At 67.7% G+C, this 22,754-nt stretch carries 17 protein-coding genes; 10 read left to right on the top strand and 7 right to left on the bottom strand.

Translation table 11 applies throughout. The features are described from left to right. Position 1: 1 nt before the first annotated feature. Entirely contained in the window at positions 2-2,521 is a 2,520-nt protein-coding gene (locus tag RCH22_RS16480; protein WP_327014745.1) for a glycosyl hydrolase family 65 protein, read from the bottom strand. Further along, entirely contained in the window at positions 2,518-3,327 is an 810-nt protein-coding gene (locus tag RCH22_RS16485; protein ID WP_327014746.1) for an HAD-IA family hydrolase, read from the bottom strand. Before RCH22_RS16485 ends, RCH22_RS16480 begins: the two co-directional genes overlap by 4 nt. A gap of 243 nt (positions 3,328-3,570) precedes the next feature. Here RCH22_RS16485 and fucO point away from each other — a divergent pair, with 243 nt between their 5' ends. Further along, the gene (gene fucO / locus RCH22_RS16490) at positions 3,571-4,722 is read left to right on the top strand and encodes a lactaldehyde reductase (RefSeq protein ID WP_369125301.1); all 1,152 of its coding nucleotides are present in this window, start codon (positions 3,571-3,573) and stop codon (positions 4,720-4,722) included. 141 nt (positions 4,723-4,863) lie between these two features. Here the strand turns inward: fucO and RCH22_RS16495 are convergent, their stop codons facing one another. The 3 genes from RCH22_RS16495 to RCH22_RS16505 all read right to left on the bottom strand — a co-directional run bounded on the left by RCH22_RS16495 (position 4,864) and on the right by RCH22_RS16505 (position 8,363). Further along, positions 4,864-6,324: a rhamnulokinase family protein gene (locus RCH22_RS16495; protein ID WP_327014748.1), complete on the bottom strand. Its 1,461-nt coding sequence runs from the start codon at positions 6,322-6,324 to the stop codon at positions 4,864-4,866. 133 nt (positions 6,325-6,457) lie between these two features. Further along, the gene (gene rhaI / locus RCH22_RS16500; protein WP_327014749.1) at positions 6,458-7,624 is read right to left on the bottom strand and encodes an L-rhamnose isomerase; all 1,167 of its coding nucleotides are present in this window, start codon (positions 7,622-7,624) and stop codon (positions 6,458-6,460) included. A gap of 97 nt (positions 7,625-7,721) precedes the next feature. Further along, positions 7,722-8,363 carry a class II aldolase/adducin family protein gene (locus tag RCH22_RS16505; RefSeq protein ID WP_134446406.1) on the bottom strand — a complete coding sequence of 214 codons (642 nt, stop codon included), beginning with the start codon at positions 8,361-8,363 and terminating at the stop codon, positions 7,722-7,724. Positions 8,364-8,703: 340 nt separating this feature from the next. Between RCH22_RS16505 and RCH22_RS16510 the strand changes: the two genes are divergently transcribed. Beyond that, positions 8,704-9,984, top strand: coding sequence for an MFS transporter (locus RCH22_RS16510; protein ID WP_327014750.1), 1,281 nt, complete (start codon positions 8,704-8,706; stop codon positions 9,982-9,984). A gap of 163 nt (positions 9,985-10,147) precedes the next feature. Here the strand turns inward: RCH22_RS16510 and RCH22_RS16515 are convergent, their stop codons facing one another. Then, a complete protein-coding gene (locus RCH22_RS16515) occupies positions 10,148-11,155 on the bottom strand; it encodes a substrate-binding domain-containing protein (RefSeq protein WP_327014751.1) in 1,008 nt (335 codons plus the stop codon). A 281-nt stretch (positions 11,156-11,436) separates the two neighbouring features. Here RCH22_RS16515 and RCH22_RS16520 point away from each other — a divergent pair, with 281 nt between their 5' ends. The 8 genes from RCH22_RS16520 (at position 11,437) to RCH22_RS16555 (ending at position 21,680) form a co-directional block, all read left to right on the top strand. Further along, positions 11,437-12,960 (top strand): sugar ABC transporter ATP-binding protein, encoded by a 1,524-nt coding sequence (locus RCH22_RS16520; protein WP_327014752.1) that lies wholly within the window; start codon positions 11,437-11,439, stop codon positions 12,958-12,960. 59 nt (positions 12,961-13,019) lie between these two features. After that, positions 13,020-14,003 (top strand): ABC transporter permease, encoded by a 984-nt coding sequence (locus RCH22_RS16525; RefSeq protein WP_134446407.1) that lies wholly within the window; start codon positions 13,020-13,022, stop codon positions 14,001-14,003. Then, positions 14,000-15,049 (top strand): ABC transporter permease, encoded by a 1,050-nt coding sequence (locus tag RCH22_RS16530; protein WP_327014753.1) that lies wholly within the window; start codon positions 14,000-14,002, stop codon positions 15,047-15,049. Before RCH22_RS16525 ends, RCH22_RS16530 begins: the two co-directional genes overlap by 4 nt. 60 nt (positions 15,050-15,109) lie before the next feature. Beyond that, positions 15,110-16,174 (top strand): rhamnose ABC transporter substrate-binding protein, encoded by a 1,065-nt coding sequence (rhaS, locus tag RCH22_RS16535; protein ID WP_327014754.1) that lies wholly within the window; start codon positions 15,110-15,112, stop codon positions 16,172-16,174. Between the two features lie 168 nt (positions 16,175-16,342). Next, positions 16,343-16,735 (top strand): L-rhamnose mutarotase, encoded by a 393-nt coding sequence (locus RCH22_RS16540; RefSeq protein WP_327014755.1) that lies wholly within the window; start codon positions 16,343-16,345, stop codon positions 16,733-16,735. Then, complete coding sequence (gene rhaI / locus RCH22_RS16545) at positions 16,732-17,898, top strand: L-rhamnose isomerase (protein WP_327014756.1); 1,167 nt, start codon at positions 16,732-16,734, stop codon at positions 17,896-17,898. Before RCH22_RS16540 ends, rhaI (RCH22_RS16545) begins: the two co-directional genes overlap by 4 nt. Before the next feature lie 109 nt (positions 17,899-18,007). After that, a complete protein-coding gene (locus RCH22_RS16550) occupies positions 18,008-20,047 on the top strand; it encodes a bifunctional aldolase/short-chain dehydrogenase (RefSeq protein ID WP_327014757.1) in 2,040 nt (679 codons plus the stop codon). Positions 20,048-20,258: 211 nt separating this feature from the next. Further along, complete coding sequence (locus RCH22_RS16555) at positions 20,259-21,680, top strand: rhamnulokinase family protein (protein ID WP_327015556.1); 1,422 nt, start codon at positions 20,259-20,261, stop codon at positions 21,678-21,680. Between the two features lie 77 nt (positions 21,681-21,757). Here RCH22_RS16555 and RCH22_RS16560 read toward each other — a convergent pair whose 3' ends face one another. Then, entirely contained in the window at positions 21,758-22,594 is an 837-nt protein-coding gene (locus RCH22_RS16560; RefSeq protein WP_327014758.1) for an undecaprenyl-diphosphate phosphatase, read from the bottom strand. Positions 22,595-22,754 lie beyond the last annotated feature (160 nt).

The following is a 22,754-nucleotide window of genomic DNA, read 5'->3' on the forward strand; positions in this document are numbered from 1 at the left end:
ATCAGTCGACCTGGTCCATGAAGTCGGTCAGGTGCGCGATCGTCGGGATCGACGAGGTGATCACGGTGCCGTCGTCGCGACGTCCGCCCTCGATCGCAGCCGGCGACGGAGCCCCGGGAGTGCGGGCGCCCTGGTGTTCGAGCGGGACGATGACGGGCTGGCCGAGACGCACCGTGAAAGCGGGCGCCCCGCGCACGGCGAGCTTCGCCTCGACTCCGGCTTCGACGGTCACCTCGACCTCGGCCTGCCTGAGGTCGATTCGGAGCCGCGTGCCCTTGAGCGTGATCCGGAAGGTGAGCCCCTCCCAGCCTTCCGGCAGCCGCGGGTCGAGGGTGACCCGGCCGTTGTGATCGCGCATGCCGCCGAATCCGTAGACGAGGGCGCTCCAGACTCCGCCGGCGGATGCGACGTGAACGCCGTCCGCCGCGTTGTGGTGCAAGTCCGCGAGGTCGACGAACAGGCCGGAGGTGAAATACCGGAGCGCGAGCTCGTGGTACCCGACTTCGGCCGCGATGATCGACTGGACCACGTCGGACAGGGTCGAGTCGCCGGTCGTGAGCGGGTCGTAGTAGTCGAAGTCGGCCAGCTTCTCCTCCGGCGTGAACTGGTCCCCCTGCAGGAGCAGCGCGAGGACGACATCCGCTTGCTTGAGGACCTGGAAGCGGTAGATCACGAGCGGGTGGTAGTGCAGCAGCAACGGCCGGTTCTGCGGAGGCGTCTGCGACAGGTCCCAGCGTTCCTTCTCGAGGAACTGAGCGTCCTGAGGGTGGATGGCGAGGCCCTTGTCGAAGGGAATGTGCATCGCCTCGGCGGCGAATGCCCACTCGGCGACCTCGGTGTCCTGGAGGTTCAACCGGGCGACCATGGCGTCGTAGGCGTCGCGGTCGATGTACCGCAGCCGGCGGACCGCGGTCACGGCGTTCCGCAGGTTCGAGCGCGCCATGATGTTCGTGTACAGGTTGTCGTTGACGACGGTCGTGTACTCGTCCGGCCCGGTGACACCGTGGATGTGGAACACGTCGTTGCCGTGACCGTTGCCTCGCCAGAAGCCGAGGTCCGCCCACATTCGGCTCGTCTCGACGAGGATGTCGATGGCCTCGCGGGCGAGGAAGTCCTCGTCGCCGGTTGCGGCGACGTACTGGCTGAGCGCATAGGCGATGTCGGCGTCGATGTGGTATTGGGCAGTGCCCGCCGCGTAATAGGCGGAGGACTCGAGCCCGTTGATCGTGCGCCACGGGAACAGGGCGCCGAGCTGGTTGAGCTCCGTCGCGCGGTCTCTGGCCTGGTCGAGCATCCCGTGCCGGAAGCGGAGCGCGTTGCGGGCCGCGTTCGGCGAGGTGTAGGTCAGGAACGGCAGGACGTAGACCTCCGTGTCCCAGAAATAGTGGCCGCCATAGCCGGAGCCGGACACGCCCTTCGCGGAGACGCCCTGGCCGTCGGCGCGCATCGAAGCCTGGGCGAGCTGGAACAGGTTCCAGCGCACGGCCTGCTGCAGCACGGGCTGCCCGGGAAGCTGCACGTCGGTGCGCGCCCAGAAATCGGTGAGCCATTCCTGTTGGCGGGCGATGAACGATTCGATGCCCTCGTCCCGCGCGCGGTCCAGAGTGCGTTCGCACCGGTCGGCGAGCTCGTGAGTGGGCACGCCCGCGGAGGTGTGGTAGCTGAGCGTCTTCGTGATGTGGATTGAATTGCCCTGCTTGGCCTTGATCGTGTACACGTGCTTGGCGAGGTCGTCGCCGATCGCGGAGGACTCGACGAACTCGTTGGCGGTCTCGATCTGGTGGTCGGCGGCGCAGGCGATCGTCATCGCGGAATTCGTGCAGCGGAAGCCGAGGATGTACCGGCCGCCGGAGGCGCGCTTGAAGCGTGGCTGCAGCACCCGGTCGGTGAAGGACTCCGCCTTGCGCGGGTCCCAGTCTGTCGTCATCGAGGCCTTGGGCCGGTCGTATTCGCTGATGCCGTCCTGGCGGTTCAGGATCTGGCTCGAGATCACGACGGACGCATCCGCGTCGAGCATGGTGACCTCGTAGTCGATGATCGCGAGGTGCCGGTCGGTGAACGACACCATCCGGCGCGACCGGATCAGAACCCGCTTGCCCGAGGGCGTGCGCCAGACGAGTGAGCGAGAGAGGACGCCGGTGGTGAAGTCGAGCCGGCGCTCGTAACTGAGCAACTCGGCGAGGGTCAGCACGAGGGGTTCGTCGTCGACGTAGACGCGGATCATCTTGGCGTCGGGAGCGTTGACGATCGTCTGGCCGACGCGGGCGAAACCGAATGCCTCTTCCGCGTGCCTGATCGGCCAGGTCTCGTGGAAACCGTTGATGTAGGTGCCCTGGACGTGGCCGTCCCTGCCCTCGTCGACGTTGCCGCGCAGGCCGAGGTAGCCGTTGCCGACCGCGAAGAGGGTCTCGGTGCGACCGATGTCGGCTCCGGTGAACGCCGTCTCGACGAGGGCCCATTCGTCGACCGGGAAACGATTGCGGTCGAGAGGGTCCAGGATGACCTCTTCGGTCAGGTTCATGCGGTGGCCTCCTGCGTTGCGGTTTCGGGTGACGTGCTGGGCTCGGACGGGCGGGGCACCAGTTCATCGAGGTCTGAGACGACAATATCGGCTCCGGCGTCCAGAAGAGTCTGCGGGCCGACGCCGCGGTCGACGCCGAGGACCAGCCCGAAATCACCGGCGCGGCCGGCCTGCACTCCCGACTCGGCGTCTTCGACCACGACGCACTCTGCTGGAGTGAGACCGAGCAGCTCGGCGCCGAGTTCATAGGTGTCCGGCGCGGGCTTCCCGGCGAGCTGGCGCTCGGCGGCGAGGTTGCCGTCGACGACGATACCGAAGCGATCACGGATGCCCGCTGCCCCGAGGGTGAGTTCGCCGTTGCGGGAACTCGTGACGACGGCGACCTTCAGCCCGGCGTTGACCACGTAGTCGAGGAAGTCGAGGGAACCCTGGTAGGGCGTCACGCCGTCTTCCGCGAGGGTCTCGTTGAAGGCCGCGTTCTTGCGGTTGCCGAGGCCGCACACGGTGTCCTGCGTCGGGGCATCCGTGGGGTCGCCGTCTGGCAGCGTGATCCCGCGCGAGGCGAGGAGGCTGCGCACGCCGTCGTAGCGGGGCTTGCCGTCGATATACCTGAAGTAGTCGGCATCACTATAGGAGGGACTCACCCCCTGGTCTTCGAGGAAGGGGGTGAAGAGCCGGGACCACGCGACCATGTGCACGTCGGCGGTGGGAGTCAGCACGCCGTCGAGGTCGAAGAGCACGCCACGCAAACCGAGGATGCGGTCGCGGGCCTGGGCTGGCGAAAGGGGAAATGTCGGAGAAGTCATAGACGGGAGCTCTTCTCGATAGATGCCTGAAAATGGAGGCGCCGGGGAATGGTGGGGGATGTATTCGCCCGGGTGCCGACATCTCGGCGGCGGTGACGAGGATCGCGAGCGACGCGTGTCCACCGGGTCCGGGGTGGGCCTGCGCCTGAGTACAAAACAAGCCTATGCCCTGTGCATTCGGCGAGTACACTTTCTCTAAGTGAAACGATTCAACGTTGAACGCGCACAGAGAGAAGTCAGACAATGATCACTCGCATGATCTGGAACCAAACGGCACACTTCGGCGCAGGGGCCATTAGCGTCATCCCCGGTGAAATAGCCTCCCGCGGCTTCACCAGGGCCTTTGTGGTCTCGGACGAAGTGCTCGTCACGACCGGCGTCACCGGCAAGGTCACGTCACTCCTCGACGATGCCGGAATCCCGTATGAGGTTTATTCGGATGTCACCCCGAACCCGCCGATCGAAGCGGTCAAGCGCGGCGTCGCGGCCTTCGCGGCTTCGGGCGCAGACGTATTGATCGGCATCGGCGGCGGCTCGCCGCAGGACACCTGTAAGGCCATCGGCATCATCACGAACAACCCCGAGTTCGCGGACGTGCGCTCGCTCGAGGGCGTCGCGGCCACGAAGCGGGCCTCCGTTCCGATCATCGCCGTTCCGACGACGGCGGGAACCGCATCAGAGACCACGATCAACTACGTGATCACTGACGTCGAACGCTCCCGCAAGTTCGTCTGCGTCGACCCGCACGCGATCCCGGTCGTCGCCGTCGTCGACTCCGAAATGATGTCCTCCGCGCCACGTTCGCTCAAGGTCGCCACCGGACTGGACGCGCTCACCCACGCGATCGAGGGCTACACGACCAAGGGCGCCTGGGAACTCTCCGACCTCTTCCACCTCAAGGCGATCACGATGATCGCCGAGTCGCTCGCCGCCGCCGCCGACGGCGATCCGGTTGCCGCGGACCGGATGGCCCTCGCCCAGTACATCGCGGGCATGGGCTACTCCAACGTCGGCCTCGGCCTCGTGCACGGGATGGCCCACCCGCTCGGCGCCTTCTACAACGCCCCGCATGGCGTGGCCAACGGCATCCTGCTCGCCCCCGTGATGGCGTTCAACGCCGACGCGACCGGCGACCGCTTCCGCGACATCGCGGTGGCCTTCAAGGTCGCCGGTGCCGCAGACCTGTCGGTGGAGGATGCCCGCACCGCGGCAGTCACGGCCGTCACGGCGTTCGCCCGCGACCTCGGCAACCCGACGGCACTGCGCGAAATCGGTGCGAAGGAGGAAGACCTCCCGGCACTCGCCCAGGCCGCCTTCGACGATGTCTGCACAGGCGGCAACCCGCGCGACGTGACCGTCGAGCAGATCCTCGCGCTGTACACCTCGATCTACTGATCCCAGAGTCACCTTTCCGGTCGAGAGTGACCCGTATGCCGGGCGCTCTCGACCGGAAAGGTAGACCTCGGGTTGGTGGATTGAGAACAGGAGCGGCCGGCGCGTGTGCGCCGGCCGCTCCTTTCTGTTTCCCCGTGCCGGCTATCGGCTGACGAGAGTCCGGACCGGCGTATACCGCTCGGGTACGAAGCTGCGGGCGACGAGCGCGCGCAGCCCCTCGAGCGAACCGGTGACGAGGCCCTGGGCCCGCGCCTGCACGAGCACATTGCCGATCGCGGTGGCCTCGACGGGGCCGGCGAGCACGGGCAGCCCGATCCGGTCTGCCGTGAGCTGGCAGAGCAGGCGGTTCTGCGAGCCGCCGCCGACGATGTGCACGACGCTGACGTTCGCGCCCGAGAGCAGGCTCGCCTGCTCGACGCCGCGGGCGAAGGCATCCGCGAGGCTCTCGAGGATGCTGCGCACCAGTTCGGCGTTCGAGCGCGGAACGCGCAGGTCGTGCTCGAGGCAGTAGTCGCGGATGCGGCCCGGCATGTCCCCGGGGGCGAGGAAGCGCTGGTCGTCGGCGTCGAACACGGCGACGGGCCCGGTGACCTCGCCGGCCGCACACAGCAGGTCGGCGAGAACGATCGTCTCGCCGGCGTGCTCCCAGGTGCGGATCGACTCGCTGAGCAGCCAGAGGCCCATCACGTTGTGCAGGTAGCGCACCCGGCCGTCGACGCCGCCCTCGTTAGTGAAGTTGGCCGCGTGGCCGGCCGCGCTGAGCACGGGGGCTTCGAGCTCGACGCCGACGAGCCCCCAGGTGCCGCACGAGATGTAGGCGAAGTCGTCGCTGAGGGCAGGCACCGCGACGACGGCGGATGCCGTGTCGTGCGAGCCGATGGCCGTCACGTCGATCGGGGCGCGGGCCCCGATCTCGCCGGCGACGTCAGGGAGCAGGGAACCGATCCGGGTCCCTGCATCGACGAGGCGCGGGAAGATCCGGCGGTCGAAGCCGAGCCGGTCGATGAGCGGTTCGTCCCACTCGCGGCTGCCGACGCCGAGGAGGCCAGTCGTCGATGCGTTGGTGCGTTCGGCGACAGCAACGCCGGTGAGCCAGTAGTTGAGAAGGTCGGGCACGAGCAGCACCTGGTCGGCCTGGTCGAGCGAGCCGGCGGTCAGGTCTGCGGTGAGCTGGTAGAGCGTATTGAACGGCAGGAACTGGAGTCCGTTGGCCGCATAGAGTTCGGCGGGGGCGGCGACCCGGTGGACGAGATCGACAGCGGGCTGGGTGCGCGCGTCGCGATAGTGGTACGGGAGTTGCAGCATCCGCCCCTGCCGCAGCAGCGCGTAGTCGACGGCCCAGGAGTCGACGCCGATGCTCACGAGGGAGGGCTCTTCCGCGGCGGCGGTCGTCAGGCCGGCGAGCACGTTGCGGTAGAGCTCGACGATGTTCCAGTGCAGCGACGGATGCCCGTCCTCATTGAGGCGGATCGGCCCGTTCGCGAAGCGGGCCACCGGGCGGAGGCGCAGCTCGTTCGGCCCGACGTGGCCGAGCATGACCCGGCCGCTCGTGGCGCCGAGGTCGACGGCCGCGACGACTGCGGCATCCGTGGTGGTGGTCATCTTCGTACCCTCTGTTGTCGACGTGTGTATGGGTGGTGCAGCGAAAGTCGCCGTTGTCGCCGAGATCGCCGGGTGTAACGGGTGACCTGGGCGTGAACGGCGACTCTCGGCGGTGTTGCGCGGGCGGGCGGGGTCAGGCGCCCCAGCCGGCCTGGGTGCCGCCGACGCGTTCTGCGCAGATCTTCTCCTGGTAACCGGATGCCTTGAACGCGGCGATCGGGTCGGCGGCGAGTCCGCGGGACTCGCGCCACGCGGCGAGGTCGGTGCGGACGTCGGAGTAGAAGGCGTCCATCATGATGCCGTTGGCGCCGAGGACGTCGCCGGCCTCCTGGGCGGCAGCGAGGGCGACGGTGTCGACGGAGAGGGCGCGGGCGGTCATTTCCTGCACGTTGAGCACGGAACGGATCTGGCCGGGGATCTTCTCCTCGACGTTGTGGCACTGGTCGAGCATGAACGCGACGGTGGAGTCAGGTCCGTAGCCGCCGCCGCGGATGACTTCGTAGAGGATCCGGAACAGCTGGAACGGGTCCGCGGCGCCCACGATGAGGTCGTCGTCGGCGTAGAAGCGGGAGTTGAAGTCGAAGGAGCCGAGCTTTCCGAGGCGGAGCAGCTGCGCGACGATGAACTCGATGTTCGTGCCGGGTGCGTGGTGGCCGGTGTCCAGGCAGACCATGGCGCGGTCGCCGAGGGCGGCGACCTGCGCGTAGCTGGTTCCCCAGTCGGGCACGTCGGTGTGATAAAAAGCGGGCTCGAAGAACTTGTACTCGAGGACGAGGCGCTGGTTCTCGCCGATCCGGGCGTAGATCTGGGCGAGGGAGTCCGCGAGGCGGTCCTGCCGGCCGCGGATGTCGCCCTGGCCCGGGTAGTTGGTGCCGTCCGCGAGCCAGATCTTCAGGTCTTCCGATCCGGTCTGGTTCATCACGTCGATGCAGTCGAAGTGGTGATCGATCGCCATCTGGCGCACTGTGGGATCGATGTGCGTCAGGCTGCCGAACTTGTAGGCGTCGTCCTGGAACGTGTTCGAGTTGACCGTGCCGAGCGCGACGCCGAGGTCTTCGGCGTACTTTCCGAGCGCCGCATAGTCGTCGACCTTGTCCCACGGAATGTGGATCGCGACGCTCGGGGAAAGCGCGGTGAACTTGTTGACCGTTGCGGCATCGGCGATCTTCTCCTGGGGGGTGCGCGGCGTGCCGGGGGTCGAGAAGACCTTGAACCGGGTGCCCGAGTTGCCGAACGCCCACGACGGGAGCTCGATGGCCTGGCTTTCCAGGAGGCGAAGGGTTTCTGCGGATACCGTCATGTGGTCACTTCTCTGTGGGTCTGTCTGTGGATACTGCTGAGGTTGAGCGCGGCGGCGGCCCGCTCGGGTCCGCCGCACATCGGGTGCCGAATGCCGCTTAGGGCAGGCGCGCACCCTCGGGGATGACGATCTTCTCGAGCTCGAGGATGTTCGGGGTGCCGAGCTGCAGGGCCCCGTAGAGCACCTGCGCGTTGGCCTCGACCGCGACGGCGACCTTGAATGCGCCGGCGACGTCTTCGCCGACCGAGATCATGCCGTGGTTGCCCCAGACGACGGCGTTCGTGTCGTCGCCCATGAGCGCGGCGCTGAGCTCGCCGAAGTCCTTGTTGGTGGAGAACTCGAACGGCATGATGCGCACGGCACCCTTGGCGTAGAGCACCATGTTCAGCAGCACGGGGTCGATGGTCTTGCCGACGGCGCCGAACATGTTCGCGTACGGTGACTCGGTGTGCACGATCGCGTTGATGTCGGGGCGGCGGCGGTAATGGGCGAGGTGGACATCCGTCTCGGTCGACGGGAACAGGTCCCCCTCGATGACGACGCCGTCATAGCCGACGACGACCATCTCGTCGACCGTCAGCACGTCGTAGCGGATGCCGGAGGGCGTAATGACGATCGCGTCATGCTCGGGCAGGCGAATCGAGATGTTGCCCTGGGTGTTGAAGTTGAGTCCGGTGCGCACCGACTCCTTGCACCAGTACAGGATTTCTTCGCGGAGTTCGCGACTGGCAAAGCTCATGGGATGTCCTCGTCTTCGTGGTAATTGAATCGTTTCAACTATCTTGACTATAACTCCGGAAACCGCAGCGCGTCAACTCCCCGGTTCCCAGGAGCGTCGCCCCCGGTCACGGCGCACCCGAAATGGTTAGGCAGGCACACGATTGTGACGTAGTCTGCTGGAACACCTTATTGAATCGTTTCATTCAATGAAGGGTGCGGCGCCACCGGCGCCACCGCATCGCGTCCTCGAAGCCGAGGCCACGAGCCTCTGCATCAATGACGAGAGCAAAGGAGGACCATTCGTGGTCCGAATTGGAAACAAAAGCACAACCGGAATGAAAGCCACCATCTCGGTGGCGATGTCGAATTACATCGAAGCGGGATCGATCATCGCGATCGCAACCAGCCTGTCGCTCTGGCAGAAGGAATTCGGGATCGACGACTTCGCGGTCGGATTGCTCGCGGCCCTGAGCGCGAACGCGTTCGGTGCGGCGGCGGGTGCGCTCATCGGCGGCCCGTTGTGCGACAAGTACGGTCGCAAGTTCATTTATACCTACGACCTCATCGTCTATATGTTCGGCGTCGCCCTCGCCGTGTTCGCGATGAGCTACGGGATGCTGCTGCTCGCCTTCATCATCACCGGTATCGCCGTCGGGGCCGGCGTTCCGGCCTCGTGGACGTACCTCTCCGAGCAGGCGCCGGCCGGGCAGCGCGCTAAGCACGTCGGCGCCGCCCAGCTCGCCTGGTCCTGCGGCCCGCTGATCGGCTTCCTCCTCGCCGTCGCCGTCGAGCCCCTCGGCCTCCTCGGCAGCCGGCTCATCTTCGCCGAGCTCTTCGTCGTGGCCTTCATTACCTGGTACATGCGGCAGGGACTGCCGGAGACGGCGATCTGGAAGGAATCCAACGCGAAGGCGACATCCACCAACGTCTTCCATGGGGTCAAGGCGCTCTTCAGCAAGAAGGCGAACATCACCGCGATCTTCTTCCTGATCGGCGTGTACTCGTTCTGGAATATAGTCGCCGGACAGGCAGGAATCTTCATGCCACGGGTGTACGCCGCCGCGGGCGTCGAGAGCGCCACGGAACAGTACCTGCTGCAGGCGCTCGTCTGGGGTCTCACCGTGGCCACGACCTACTTCGGCTTCATGCGCCTCGCGGACAGGTTCAACCGTCGCATCCTCTACATCGTCGGTTCACTTCTGGGCATTGCGGCCTGGGCCGTCCTCGTCTTCGCCGAACCCACCATGCCGGCCCTGCTCTCCTTCGCCGTGCTCTGGGGCGTCGCAGCCGGCATCGGCGCGCAGGCGTTCTACGGCCTCTGGGCCAGCGAGCTCTTCGCGACCGAGTACCGGGCCAGCGCGCAGGGCATCCTGTTCTTCGTCGCCCGGATCATGGTCGGCCTGCTCAGCATGGTCTTCCCGATCCTGCTGACCTCGATCGGGCTGTCCTGGCTCGGACTCATCCTGATCGGCTTCCTCGCCGTCTCGCTCGTGGTCGGAGCCGTCTGGGCGCCGCACACCCAGGGCAAGAGCCTCCAGCAGATCGAAGCCGAACGATACCCGGAAGACGTCGTCTCCGAGCAGCCCGTCGTCGAAGCGCCCGTCGTCGGGGAACCGGTCGCGATGAACATGCACTTCTAGCCGGATCCAGCGCCCCGGTCTTCGCCGCCGCGCCGGTTTGCGCAGGCCGCACCCGAAAGAGCGGGCGCGGCCTGCGCAAACCGGCGCGGTTTCCGTCGAAAAGGGGGCGGGCTGCGGAAGCCGGCGCGGGCGCGGGCTGCGTGGGCGGTCGGATGCCGCGGGCTCAGCCCGCGGTCGACTCGCGGATGATGAGCTCGGGCTGGAACTGGATCTGCTCGTGCTCGAAGTCCTCGCCGCCCTCGGCCTCGCGCATCAGCAGGTCGACGGCGGTGTACCCGATCAGGGCGCTCGGCTGGCGGATCGACGAAAGCGGCACAACGGCAGCGGACGCGAAGGCGATGTCGTCGTATCCGATCAGGGCGATGTCGCGGGGGACCCGTACGTCGCCGAGCATATTCAACGCCTGGAGCACGCCCATCGCGAGCAGGTCGTTGGCCGCGAAGACGGCGTCCGGGCGTTCGCCCGCGGCCCGGGCGAGCAGCTGCTCGCCGACGGATCGCCCCTGCAACACCGAGAGCGAGTCCGTGTCGATCGTCTCGAGGACGACCCCCGGGTGCTCGGCAACGGCCTTGCGGGCGCCCTCGAGCCGGTCGACGACCTGGCGGATGCTCTGGGGGCCGCCGACGAAGGCGATCCGGGTGCGTCCGATGGCGGCGAGGTGGCTCACGGCGAGGTATCCGCCGGCCACGTCATCGACGGCGACGGACGAGAAGCTCCGGTCGGCGATCTCGCGGTCCACGAGCACGGTCGGTGTGCCGCGGGCGCGGAGCCGCGAGAGGCGGTCGCCGACGTCCCCGAGGGGTGAGATGAGCACGCCGTGCACCCTCTGTTCCTCGAAGAGGTCGAGATAGGCGCTCTGGCGCCCCGGGTTCTCGTCGCTGTTGCCGAGGAGCACCGTGAGGCCGTCCTCGGCCGCGCGGTCTTCGGCGCCGCGCGCGACATCCGTGAAAAAGGGGTTGGCGACGTCGAGGACGACGAGGCCGATGCTCCGGCTGCGACCGGCACGCAATTGGCGGGCTGCGTCGTTGCGCACGAAACCGAGTTGGCTGATCGCCGCCTGGACGCGTTCGACGGTGCTCGGGGAAACCTTGTCCGGGCGATTGAGCACATTCGACACCGTGCCGACGGACACGCCGGCGGTCGCGGCCACCTCACGCACGCTTACGGACATCGGGTCTTCTCCAGATCGGGCCGCACGGGGCCACGATGAATCGTGTCAGATCGGGGCACGGATATCCAGCCACCGGCATCCGCGCGGTGTTTTCGCGGCGGGTCGGGGTTTGTTCCGCCCACTGCCACCATGCTCCGAGAATAGCTCGTCGTTACGCAGTTGTTACTTGACAGCTGCGGTGGCATCGAAATAGATTTCCCTGTGTTCGCAGAATTAAAACGATTCAACGCCCGCTCGCGCGTTTCCCCAGCGTTCCTCAATGTGGAGGTCAGGACCCGTCAATGTCGATCAGCCCCAGTAATTCCGGCCCGCCGGCCCTCGAACTGCGTGGAGTGGCCAAGGCCTTCGGATCGGTCGTCGCGCTCACGTCCGCCGACCTCACCGTGCACATGAACTCCATCCACGCCCTCGTGGGGGAGAACGGCGCGGGCAAGTCGACCCTCGTCAAGATCGTCGCCGGTCTCTACCAGCGCGACGCGGGGGACTTCCTGCTCCGCGGCGAAAGCGTCGACTTCCGCTCGACGGCCGAGGCCAAGGCGGCCGGCATCGCGGTCATCTACCAGGAGCCCACCCTCTTCCCCGACCTCTCGGTCACGGAGAACATCTTCATGGGTCGCCAGCCGACCCAGCGCTTCGGCCGGATCGACCGCAAGGCCATGCGCGCTGAGGCCGAGGAACTGTTCACCCGCCTCGCGGTGCGCATCGACCCCGACCGCCCGGCCGAGGGGCTGTCGATCGCCGACCAGCAGATCATCGAGATCGCCAAGGCCATTTCGGTGGATGCCCGGGTGCTGATCATGGACGAACCCACCGCAGCCCTCAGCGGCGTCGAGGTCGACCGGCTCTTCGCCGTCGCCCGCAGCCTGCGTGACGAGGGCCGCGCCCTGGTCTTCATTTCGCACCGCTTCGACGAGGTCTTCGCCCTCTGCGACACCATCACGGTCATGCGCGACGGGCAATACATCTCGACCGATGCGATCCAGTCCACGAGCGTCGACGAGATCGTGCGCAGGATGGTCGGCCGCGAGGTCACCGACCTGTTCCCGAAGGAGGTCGCCCCTGTCGGCGACGTGCTGCTCGAAGTCGAGGGGCTGACCTCCGCCGGTGTCTTCCACGATGTGTCCTTCACGGTGCGGTCCGGCGAGATCGTCGGGCTCTCGGGCCTCGTCGGCGCCGGTCGCAGCGAGATCGTGCGCGCCGTTTTCGGCGTCGACCGCTACGACTCCGGAGCCGTGCGGATGCACGGGAAGTCCGTTCCGAAGCTCAACCCGACCGCGGCCATGGCTGCCGGAATGGCCCTCGTGCCCGAGGACCGCCGGAAGCAGGGCCTCGTGCTCGAGTCATCCGTCGCCCGCAACCTGACCCTCTCGACCCGTACCCGGCTCAGTCGCTTCGGGTTCATCGACTCGAGCCTCGAGAACCGGGCCGCCAAGGACTGGGCCGGCCGCCTCGAGGTCAAGACGAACGCCCTCGACACCGAGGTCGGAACGCTCTCCGGCGGAAACCAGCAGAAGGTCGTGCTCGGCAAGTGGCTGTCGACGCACCCCGAGGTGCTCATCATCGACGAACCCACCCGCGGGATCGACGTCGGAACCAAGGCCGAGGTGCATCGCCTGCTCTCGCAGCTCGCGGGGGAGGGCCTCGGAATCGTGATGATCTCCTCGGAACTGCCGGAAATCCTGGGTATGGCCGACCGTGTACTCGTCGTACGAGAAGGCCGCATCACCGCGGAGGTCTCTCGGGCGGATGCCACGGCCGAGTCCATCATGTTCGCTGCCACCCACTCAACGGAGTCCATCCAGTGACCACGACAACCAGCACCCAGACGCCCACCGGAGCGGGCGGCGGAGGGTTCCAGCGTGGTCTGCGCACCTTCCTGCGTTCCCGCGAGACCGGCATCCTCGCCGCCCTCGTGATCGTGGTGCTCATCACCACGATCAAGAACCCGAGTTTCCTCTTCAGCCAGGACGGATTCCGGGACCTGCTCCTCACCCCGTCGATCCTCGTGCTCGTGGCCGTCGGCCAGGCGATCGTGATCATCACCCGATCGGTCGACCTGTCGGTCGGCTCTGTCGTCGGACTGACGGCCTACCTGACCGGGCGCCTCTTCATCGACGTGCCCGGCATCCCGATCATCGTCGTCTTCGCCGCAGGCATGGCACTCGGTGCCGCACTCGGCCTGCTCAACGGCGCCCTCGTCGCGTTCGGCAAGGTGCCGGCTCTCGTGATCACGCTCGGAACCCTGTATGCCTACCGGGGCATCAACGTGCTCTGGGCCGGCAGCAACCGGGTGAACGCGTCCGACCTGCCCAAGGACTTCCTCGCCCTCGGTACGAGTGCGCTGCTCTTCGTGCCGTACCTCACGATCATCGCGCTGATCGTGGTGCTCGTCGCAGGCTGGTACCTGCGCAACCAGCGTGGCGGTCGGGAGCTCTACGCGATCGGTTCGGATCCCGATGCCGCGCAGCTGTACGGACTCGGCGTCACCCGTCGCATCCTCGTCGCCTTCCTTCTCTGCGGCGCCCTCGCCGGGCTCGCCGGCGTGCTCTTCGCTGCCCGCTATGGAACGACAAACTCGCAGACGGGCACCGGGCTCGAGCTGCAGGCCGTCGGTGCTGCCGTGATCGGCGGCGTCGCGATCTTCGGCGGCAGCGGCACCGTCTACGGCGCGGCCATCGGTGCGGTCCTGCTGCTCACCATCAACCGTGCCCTGCCCATCCTGGGCATCCCCGACTTCTGGCAGCAGGCGGTCGTGGGCACACTCATCATCGGCGCTATCGTGCTCGACCGGGTCCTCTCCCTCCGACTCTCCCGCCAACTCATTTCAGAACGGGAGGTCTCCGCATGACCATCTCCGCCCCGGCCGACAGCCGGACCGGCACGCGCGTCTACGCCGACTACGGTCGTCCCTTCTGGATGCGACTGCTCCTCACCCGCGAGATGGCGGTCATCGTCGCCCTCATCCTCGTGATCGTGATCGCCTCGCTCGAGGTGCGACGCTTCGGCACCACCACAACCCTCGGCTTCCTGCTCCTCGACGTCGCGCCGATCCTGATGATCGCCCTGCCGATGACCCTCGTGATCATGATGGGCGAGATCGACCTCTCCGTCGCAAGCACACTCGGCCTGAGCAGCGTCCTGCTCGGCATCCTGACCCAGGCCGGCTGGCCGGTCCCGGTCGCCATCGTCGCCTGCCTGGTGATGGGCCTCGTCGCGGGCCTGATCAATGGGCTCCTGGTCACCGTGGTCGGCCTGCCCTCGCTCGCGGTCACCATCGGCACGCTCGCCCTCTATCGCGGCATCGCCGTCGGCCTGCTCGGGACGACCGCCGTCACGAGCTTCCCGGCGTTCTGGACCGGCCTCGCCCAGTCGAAGTTCGGCAGCACCGGCATCCCCGTCGCCATGGTGCTGGTCGTCGCGTTGATCGTGGTCTTCGTCGCTCTCCTGCACTTCACCCCCTTCGGCCGCGGAATCGTGGCGATCGGCTTCAGCACCGAGACCGCGCACTTCTCCGGAGTGCACGTCAATCGCACCAAGGTCGTCGCCTTCATGCTCACGGGGCTGATCGCCGCGCTCGCCGGAATCTACTGGACCTTCCGCTACGGCAGCGCCCGCGGTGACAATGCGATGGGACTCGAGCTGTCGGTCATCGCCGCGGTCCTCCTGGGTGGAGTGTCCATTTTCGGCGGCAAGGGCGCCATCCACGGCGTCATCGCCGGCGTCCTCCTGATCGGCGTGCTGCAGAGCGCGCTCCGCCTCGCCAATGTCAGCTCGGACGTCATCAACATCATCACCGGCGCCCTGCTGATCCTGTCCGTGCTCTCCCCCCGATTTCTGTCGTGGTTCCGCAGCCTGCGTTTCCGTCGTGCCACGCCAGAGAAACAGAAGCAGTAACCGCTCCGCTCCCTCTCCCGACCACCAACATCCGCTTCACCCCACCTGAAAGGCACAACGATGTCTCCTTCCACCCCCACCCGGCGCCACGGCGCCCGCGCTGTCGCGCTCGTCGCCGGCGTCGCAGCCATCGCCATCCTCGCCACCGGATGCTCCAGTTCTGCCTCGACCGACACCTCCACCGGTGCAGCAGCGTCCGGCTCCGGCGACAAGAACTACGCGATCACGTTCCTGCCGAAGAACCTCGGCAACGCCTACTTCGACACCTCCGACAAGGGCGGATCCAAGGCGATCACCGAATTCGGCGGAACCTACGCCGAGGTCGGCCCGGCGACCGCCGCGGCCGATGCCCAGGTCAGCTTCATCAACACGCTCACCCAGCAGGGAGTCGGCGCGATCATCATCTCCGCCGACGACCCCACGGCGATCGGCAGCGCCCTCAACGAGGCCCGAGCGGCCGGCACCAAGGTCGTCACCTTCGACTCGGACACCGACCCGCAGTACCGCGACCTGTACATCAACCAGGCCACGGCCGACGGCATCGCCAAAATCGAGGTCGACCTGATCACCAAGCAGATCGGCGACACCGGCGAGGTCGCCATCCTCTCCGCCTCAGCTAACGCGACCAACCAGAACGCCTGGATCGAGACGATGAAGAAGGAACTCGCCGCGAACCACCCGAACGTCACGCTCGTCGACACCGTCTACGGCAACGACGATGACCAGACCTCCTTCGACAAGACGGCGGCCCTGCTCCAGTCGCACCCGAACCTGAAGGGCATCATCTCGCCCACAACGGTCGGCATCGCAGCGGCGGCCCGCTACCTGCAGACCTCGCAGTACAAGGGCAAGGTCGCGCTCACCGGTCTCGGCACGCCGAACCAGATGCGTGACTACGTCAACGACGGCACGGTCACGGCATTCGCGCTCTGGAACCCGGCCGACCTCGGCTACCTCGCCGCCTTCGGCGCCAAGGCCCTGATCGACGGGACCATCACCGGCAAGGAAGGCGACAAGTTCACCGCAGGCGCCCTCGGCGAATTCACCGTCGGCAAGGATGCCACCGTGCTCCTCGGCGAGCCGTTCACGTTCACCAAGGAGAACATCGCGGACTTCAACTTCTAGGTCGTTCCACCCGCACAACCCCGTATCACCCGCACTATCGCAGTGCCCGCGCGAGTCGGCTGCGGGGCGGATGCCGGTTGCATCCGTCCCGCGGCCTTGCGGGAATGCGCTCCGCACGGCAAGCTTGAATCGATTCATTTTCGGAATCCGAACCAGCAAGGAACCTCAATGTCGAGCAGCGATACCCAGCACCGCGTGTGCTTTCAGCTCCAGGTCAAGCCGGAGCTGATCCCCGAATACCGTCGCCGCCACGCCGCAGTCTGGCCCGACATGCTGCTGGCCCTCAAGAGCACGGGCTGGAACAACTACTCCATTTTCCTGCGCGACGACGGGCTGCTGATCGGCTACTTCGAGACCGCGAGCCTCGCCGCCGCCCAGGCGGGCATGGCCGCAACCGAGGTCAACGCCCGCTGGCAGGCCGAGATGGGCGACTTCTTCGTCGCCCTCGACGGTGCTCCCGACACCGGTTTCCTCCCACTGACCGAGATCTTCAATCTGGAAGACCAACTCGACTCCCTCGCCGCCGCATCCGCTGCCCCGACCGAAAGAAGCACAACGTGAGCATCAGCCCCGACACCCTGGCCCAGCTCGAGGGGCAGGTCATCGAACTGCCGTCCTGGGCGTTCGGCAACTCCGGCACCCGGTTCAAGGTGTTCGGCACGCCCGGCACCCCGCGCACCATCCAGGAGAAGATCTCCGACGCCGCGCAGGTGCACCAGGTCACCGGCCTCTCGCCGAAGGTGGCCCTGCACATCCCGTGGGACAAGGTCGACGACTACACCGGTCTGCGCGAGTTCGCCGCGGAGAAGGGTCTCACGCTCGGCACGGTCAACTCGAACACCTTCCAGGACGACGCCTACAAGTTCGGCAGCCTGACCCACCTCGATCCCAAGGTGCGCCAGATGGCGATCGACCACCACTTCGACTGCATCGACATCATGCACGCCACCGGCTCGGCCGACCTGAAGATCTGGCTCGCGGACGGCACCAACTACCCGGGCCAGGGCGACATCCGCGGCCGGCAGGACCGCCTCGCGGACTCCCTCGCCCAGATCTACGCCCGGATCGGCGAGAACCAGCGCCTCGTCCTCGAGTACAAGTTCTTCGAGCCCGCTTTTTATCACACCGACGTGCCCGACTGGGGAACCAGCTACGCGCAGGTCGCCGCCCTCGGCGACCGCGCCATGGTCTGCCTGGACACCGGCCACCACGCACCCGGCACGAACATCGAGTTCATCGTCGCGCAGCTGCTCCGCCTCGGAAAGCTCGGCTCCTTCGACTTCAACTCCCGCTTCTACGCCGACGACGACCTCATCGTGGGCGCCGCGGACCCGTTCCAGCTGTTCCGGATCCTCTACGAAGTCATCCGCGGCGGCGGCTACGGACCTGACTCCACCGTCGCGTTCATGCTCGACCAGTGCCACAACGTCGAGGAGAAGATCCCCGGCCAGATCCGTTCCGTGCTCAACGTGCAGGAAATGACCGCCCGCGCCCTCTCCGTCGACACCGTCGCCCTCGCTGCCGCCCAGGAGGCCGGCGACGTCCTCGGCGCCAACGGCATCATGATGGACGCCTTCTACTCCGACGTCCGCACCGACCTCGCCGCGTGGCGCGAGTCCCGCGGACTCGCCGCCGACCCGATCGCCGCGTTCAAGGCATCCGGTTACCAGGAGAAGATCTGCGCAGAACGCGTCGGCGGCACCCAGGCCGGCTGGGGCGCCTAGACCACCCTCCCCGCCGCAACAGTCGGGGCCCGACACCCCGCACCGCCCGTGCTTGCCCCCGCTCGTCCTGTGCCCTCTAGCTCCTCTCCCAGCCCCTGGAAAGCAGATCATGACCACCAATCCCACGGCCGCGGCGCTCGTCGCCCGCTCCAACCGCCTCGGCGCGAACCCCAAGAACACGAACTACGCCGGGGGCAACACCTCCGCAAAGGGCACCGAGATCGACCCCGTCACCGGCACCACCATCGAGCTGCTCTGGGTCAAGGGTTCCGGCGGAGACCTCGGCACCCTCACCGAGTCCGGCCTCGCCGTGCTCCGCCTCGACCGGCTGCGCGCGATGGTGGATGTCTACCCCGGCCTCGATCGTGAAGACGAGATGGTCGGCGCCCTCGACTACGCCCTGCACGGGCGCGGCGGCGCCGTCCCCTCGATCGACACGGCGATGCACGGCCTGGTCGACGCGGCCCACGTCGACCACCTGCACCCGGACGCCGGCATCGCGATCGCGACGGCCGTCGACGGGGAAGAACTCACCGACTCGATCTTCGGCCACCGGGTGATCTGGGTGCCCTGGCGCCGCCCCGGCTTCCAGCTCGGCCTCGACATCGCCGCGATCAAGGACGCCCACCCCGGCGCGATCGGCGCGATCCTCGGCGGCCACGGCATCACCGCCTGGGGTGACACGAGCGAGGAGGCCGAGGCGAACTCGCTCTGGATCATCGAGACCGCCACCTCCTACATCGAGGAGCACTCCAAGTCGGAGCCCTTCGGCGCCCCGCTCGAGGGCTTCGGCGCGCTCTCGGCGGCCGAGCGCCGCGCCAAGGCCGCCGCGCTTGCGCCGACCCTCCGCGGCCTCGTCTCCACCGACAGCGCCAAGGTCGGCCACTTCACCGACGCGCCCGAGGTCCTCGACTTCCTCGCCAGCGCCGAACACCCGAGGCTCGCCGGCCTCGGCACGAGCTGCCCCGACCACTTCCTGCGCACCAAGGTCACGCCGCTCCTGCTCGACCTCCCGGCGGACGCCTCGGTCGAGGAGTCCCTCGCCCGGCTCCACGAACTCCACGAGCAGTACCGCCTCGACTACCAGGCCTACTACGACCGGCACGCGACCCCGGAGTCGCCCGCCATCCGGGGTGCCGACCCGCTCATCGTGCTGATCCCGGGCGTCGGCATGTTCAGCTACGGCGCGAACAAGCAGACCGCGCGCGTCGCCGGCGAGTTCTACATCAACGCCATCCACGTGATGCGCGGAGCCGAGGGGCTCTCCCGCTACTCCCCGATCGACGAGGCCGAGAAGTTCGCCATCGAATACTGGGCGCTCGAAGAGGCCAAGCTCCAGCGGATGCCGAAGCCCAAGCCGCTCGCCGGACGGATCGCGCTCGTGACCGGCGCCGCGAGCGGCATCGGCAAGGCGATCGCCACCCGGCTCGCGGCCGAGGGCGCCTGCGTCGTGATCGCCGACCTCGATCTGGCCAAGGCGCAGGAGGCCGCAGCGGCGATCGGCGGCACGGATATCGCGATCGGCGTTCAGGCGAACGTCACGGACGAGAACCAGGTTCAGGCCGGCATCGACGCCGCCGTGCTCGCCTTCGGCGGCCTCGACCTCGTCGTGAACAACGCCGGGCTCTCGCTCTCCAAGTCCCTGCTCGAGACCACGGTCGCCGACTGGGACCTGCAGCACAACGTGATGGCGAAGGGTTCCTTCCTTGTCTCGCGCGCCGCGGCCCGGGTGCTGATCGACCAGAAGCTCGGCGGCGACATCATCTACATCTCCAGCAAGAACTCGGTCTTCGCGGGCCCGAACAACATCGCGTACTCGGCGACGAAGGCCGACCAGGCCCACCAGGTGCGCCTGCTGGCCGCCGAACTCGGCGAGTACGGCGTCAAGGTCAACGGCATCAACCCCGACGGTGTCGTGCGCGGCTCCGGCATCTTCGCCGGCGGCTGGGGAGCCAAGCGCGCCGCGGTCTACGGCGTCGACGAGCAGGACCTCGGCAAGTACTACGCCCAGCGCACCCTGCTCAAGCGCGAGGTGCTTCCCGAGAACGTCGCCAACGCGGTCTTCGTGCTGTGCACGAGCGACCTCAGCCACACCACCGGGCTGCACATCCCGGTCGACGCCGGCGTCGCCGCCGCCTTCCTGCGATGAGCGGGGGCATCCGCTCGCGCACGGCAGCGTTCTCGCACAAGCGAGCGGATGCCGCTGGCCGCCCTGGTACCGAGGCTCGCCATTCCGGTCGAGAGTTGCCGTTCCACCGGGCACTCTCGACCGGAACGGCGACTCTCGCGGGGGTGCCGTCGTGGTGAGCAGCGCGGGGACCGTCGCCGCGATCGACCTCGGCGCATCGAGCGGACGGGTCATGCTCGGGCACGTCGGCCACAACGAGCTGCGACTCCGGCCGGTCGCCCGGTTCCCGAACCTGCCGGTGCGCACGATCGACGGGCTGCACTGGGACATCCTCGACCTCTACCGCAACGTCCTCGCCGGCCTGCACTCCGCCGTGCGGGAGGAACCGGGGCTGCGGAGCGCCGCCGTCGACTCCTGGGCCGTCGACTACGCGCTCCTCTCCGGGCAGCGGATGCTCGGCAACCCGTTCCACTACCGGGACGAGCGCACGGCTGCGGGAGTCGAGTCGATCCACGCCCTGGTGTCGCACGCCGAGCTCTACGCCGGGAACGGGCTCCAGTTCCTGCCGTTCAACACGCTGTACCAGTTGGCCGCAGAACGGCAGGCCGGCGGCCTCGACGGCGCGGACACGATGCTGCTGATTCCCGACCTGCTCGGCTTCTGGCTGACCGGGGAGCGCGTCGCCGAGCGCACCAACGCGTCGACGACCGGGCTGCTCGCGGTGTCGACAGGGCACGGGCACGGCCACGGTTCCGGTCATGGTTCCGGTCACGGTTCCGGTCACGGGGACTGGGACGATGCGCTCATCGCACGCCTCGGCCTGCCGCGCTCGATCTTCCCGCGGCTCGTCGACCCGGGCTCCCGGATCGGATCCCTGCTGCCCGGGGTGGCCCACGAGCTCGGGGCCGTTTCGCGACTGGACCTCGTCGCCGTCGGGTCGCACGACACGGCATCCGCTGTCGTCGCCGTGCCGATGAGGGACGAGAACGCCGCATACATCTCGTCGGGGACCTGGTCGCTCGTCGGCGTCGAGCTGAACTCCCCGGTGCTGAGCGAGGAAAGCCGGGCCGCGAACTTCACCAACGAGGGCGGCGTCGACGGGCGGGTGCGCTACCTGCGCAACGTGATGGGACTCTGGCTGCTGAGCGAGTCGATGCGCAGCTGGGACCTGGAGGGCATCGCGTTCGAGCTGCCGTTCCTGCTCGCCCAGGCTGCGCAGGTGACCGGGCCGGTGACGGTCTTCGACGTCGACGACCCGGCTTTCCTTGCACCGGGGGACATGCCCGCGCGGATCCGCGAGCACTGCGCCGCACACGGGCTCGCCGCACCCGCGACCCCCGTCGACCTCGTGCGCAGCATCATCGAGAGCCTCGCAACGAAGTACGCCAGCACCCTGCGCGCTGCGAGCGAACTCTCGGGCACGAGCATCCGCACGGTGCACATCGTCGGCGGCGGCTCGCAGAACGAGCTGCTCTGCCAGCTGACCGCGAACCTCACCGGCCTGCCCGTGCTCGCGGGACCCGTCGAGGCGACCGCGATCGGGAACGTGCTGATCCAGGCGCGGGCGCAGGGCCTCGCCCACGGCAGCCTCGAGGCGCTCCGGACGCTCGTCGCCCAGGCATACTCGCCCCGCCACTACGAACCCCACGCCTGACCCCGCCCCGCCCTTCGCCTCCCCGCCCCGCAGGCCCCGCTCACCCTGCCGCGAGAGAGCGACGGGTGGGGGTGGGGTCAGGTTGCGGCGACGACCCCGGTGACGAGCAGGCCGGCGATCAGGAGGCCGAGCGCGACCCGGTACCCGATGAACACCGCGATGCTGTGCTTCGCGACGAGCCGCAGCAGCCACGCGATCGTGGCATAGGCGACGAGGAAACTGACGACGGTGGCGACGATCGTGGGCACCCAGCCGACAGAGGCCGAGATATCGCTCGCCGAGGAGAGGCCCTCATAGGCACCCGCAGCGGTCAGTGCCGGGATGGCGAGGAAGAAGGACAGCCGGGTCGCGGCGACCCGGTCGAGGTTGCGGAACAGGCCGGCGCTGATGGTCGCACCGGAGCGGGACACGCCGGGGATCAGCGCGACACACTGCATGACGCCGATGACGAGCGCGTCCTTGAGGGTCGTCGATTCCTCCGGGCGGTTGCGCTTGCCGACACGCTCGGCGATGAACATCACGACACTCCAGCCGATCAGCCCGGCCGCGACGACCCACAGGTTGCGCAGCGGTCCCCCGATCAGGCCCTTGCCGAGAAAGCCGACGATGCCGATCGGCACCGAACCGGCGATGACGTACCAGGCGAAGCGGTAGTCGTGCGTGAGTCGCGCCTCACGGTGGAAGAGGCCCTGCCACCACGCCACGGCCAGGCGGATTATGTCGGCCCGGAAATACAGGATCACCGCGACGATCGCGCCGAACTGGATGATCGCCGTGAACGCGGTCACCCCCGGGTCGTCGAGCTTCAGCCCCAGGAGCTTCTCGGTGAGGGTCAGGTGTCCCGTGCTCGAGACCGGGAGGAATTCGGTGATTCCCTCGACGATGCCGAGAATCAGCGCTTGGATCAGGTTCATGCTGGTGCCTTTGCGTGGAGTGCGGACAGGAAATCGGCGCCGGGCGGCGGTGGACGGGCCGAAGACCTCGTGCAGCAGAAGGTTAGGCCGCCGAACCTGCCCGCCGCCTGACCGGCACGCCCGTCACCCCTGTTGACCTGCACCGTTCACACGGGCGGCA

It is taken from the genome of Cryobacterium sp. GrIS_2_6, assembly GCF_035984545.1.
GTDB lineage: Bacteria > Actinomycetota > Actinomycetes > Actinomycetales > Microbacteriaceae > Cryobacterium.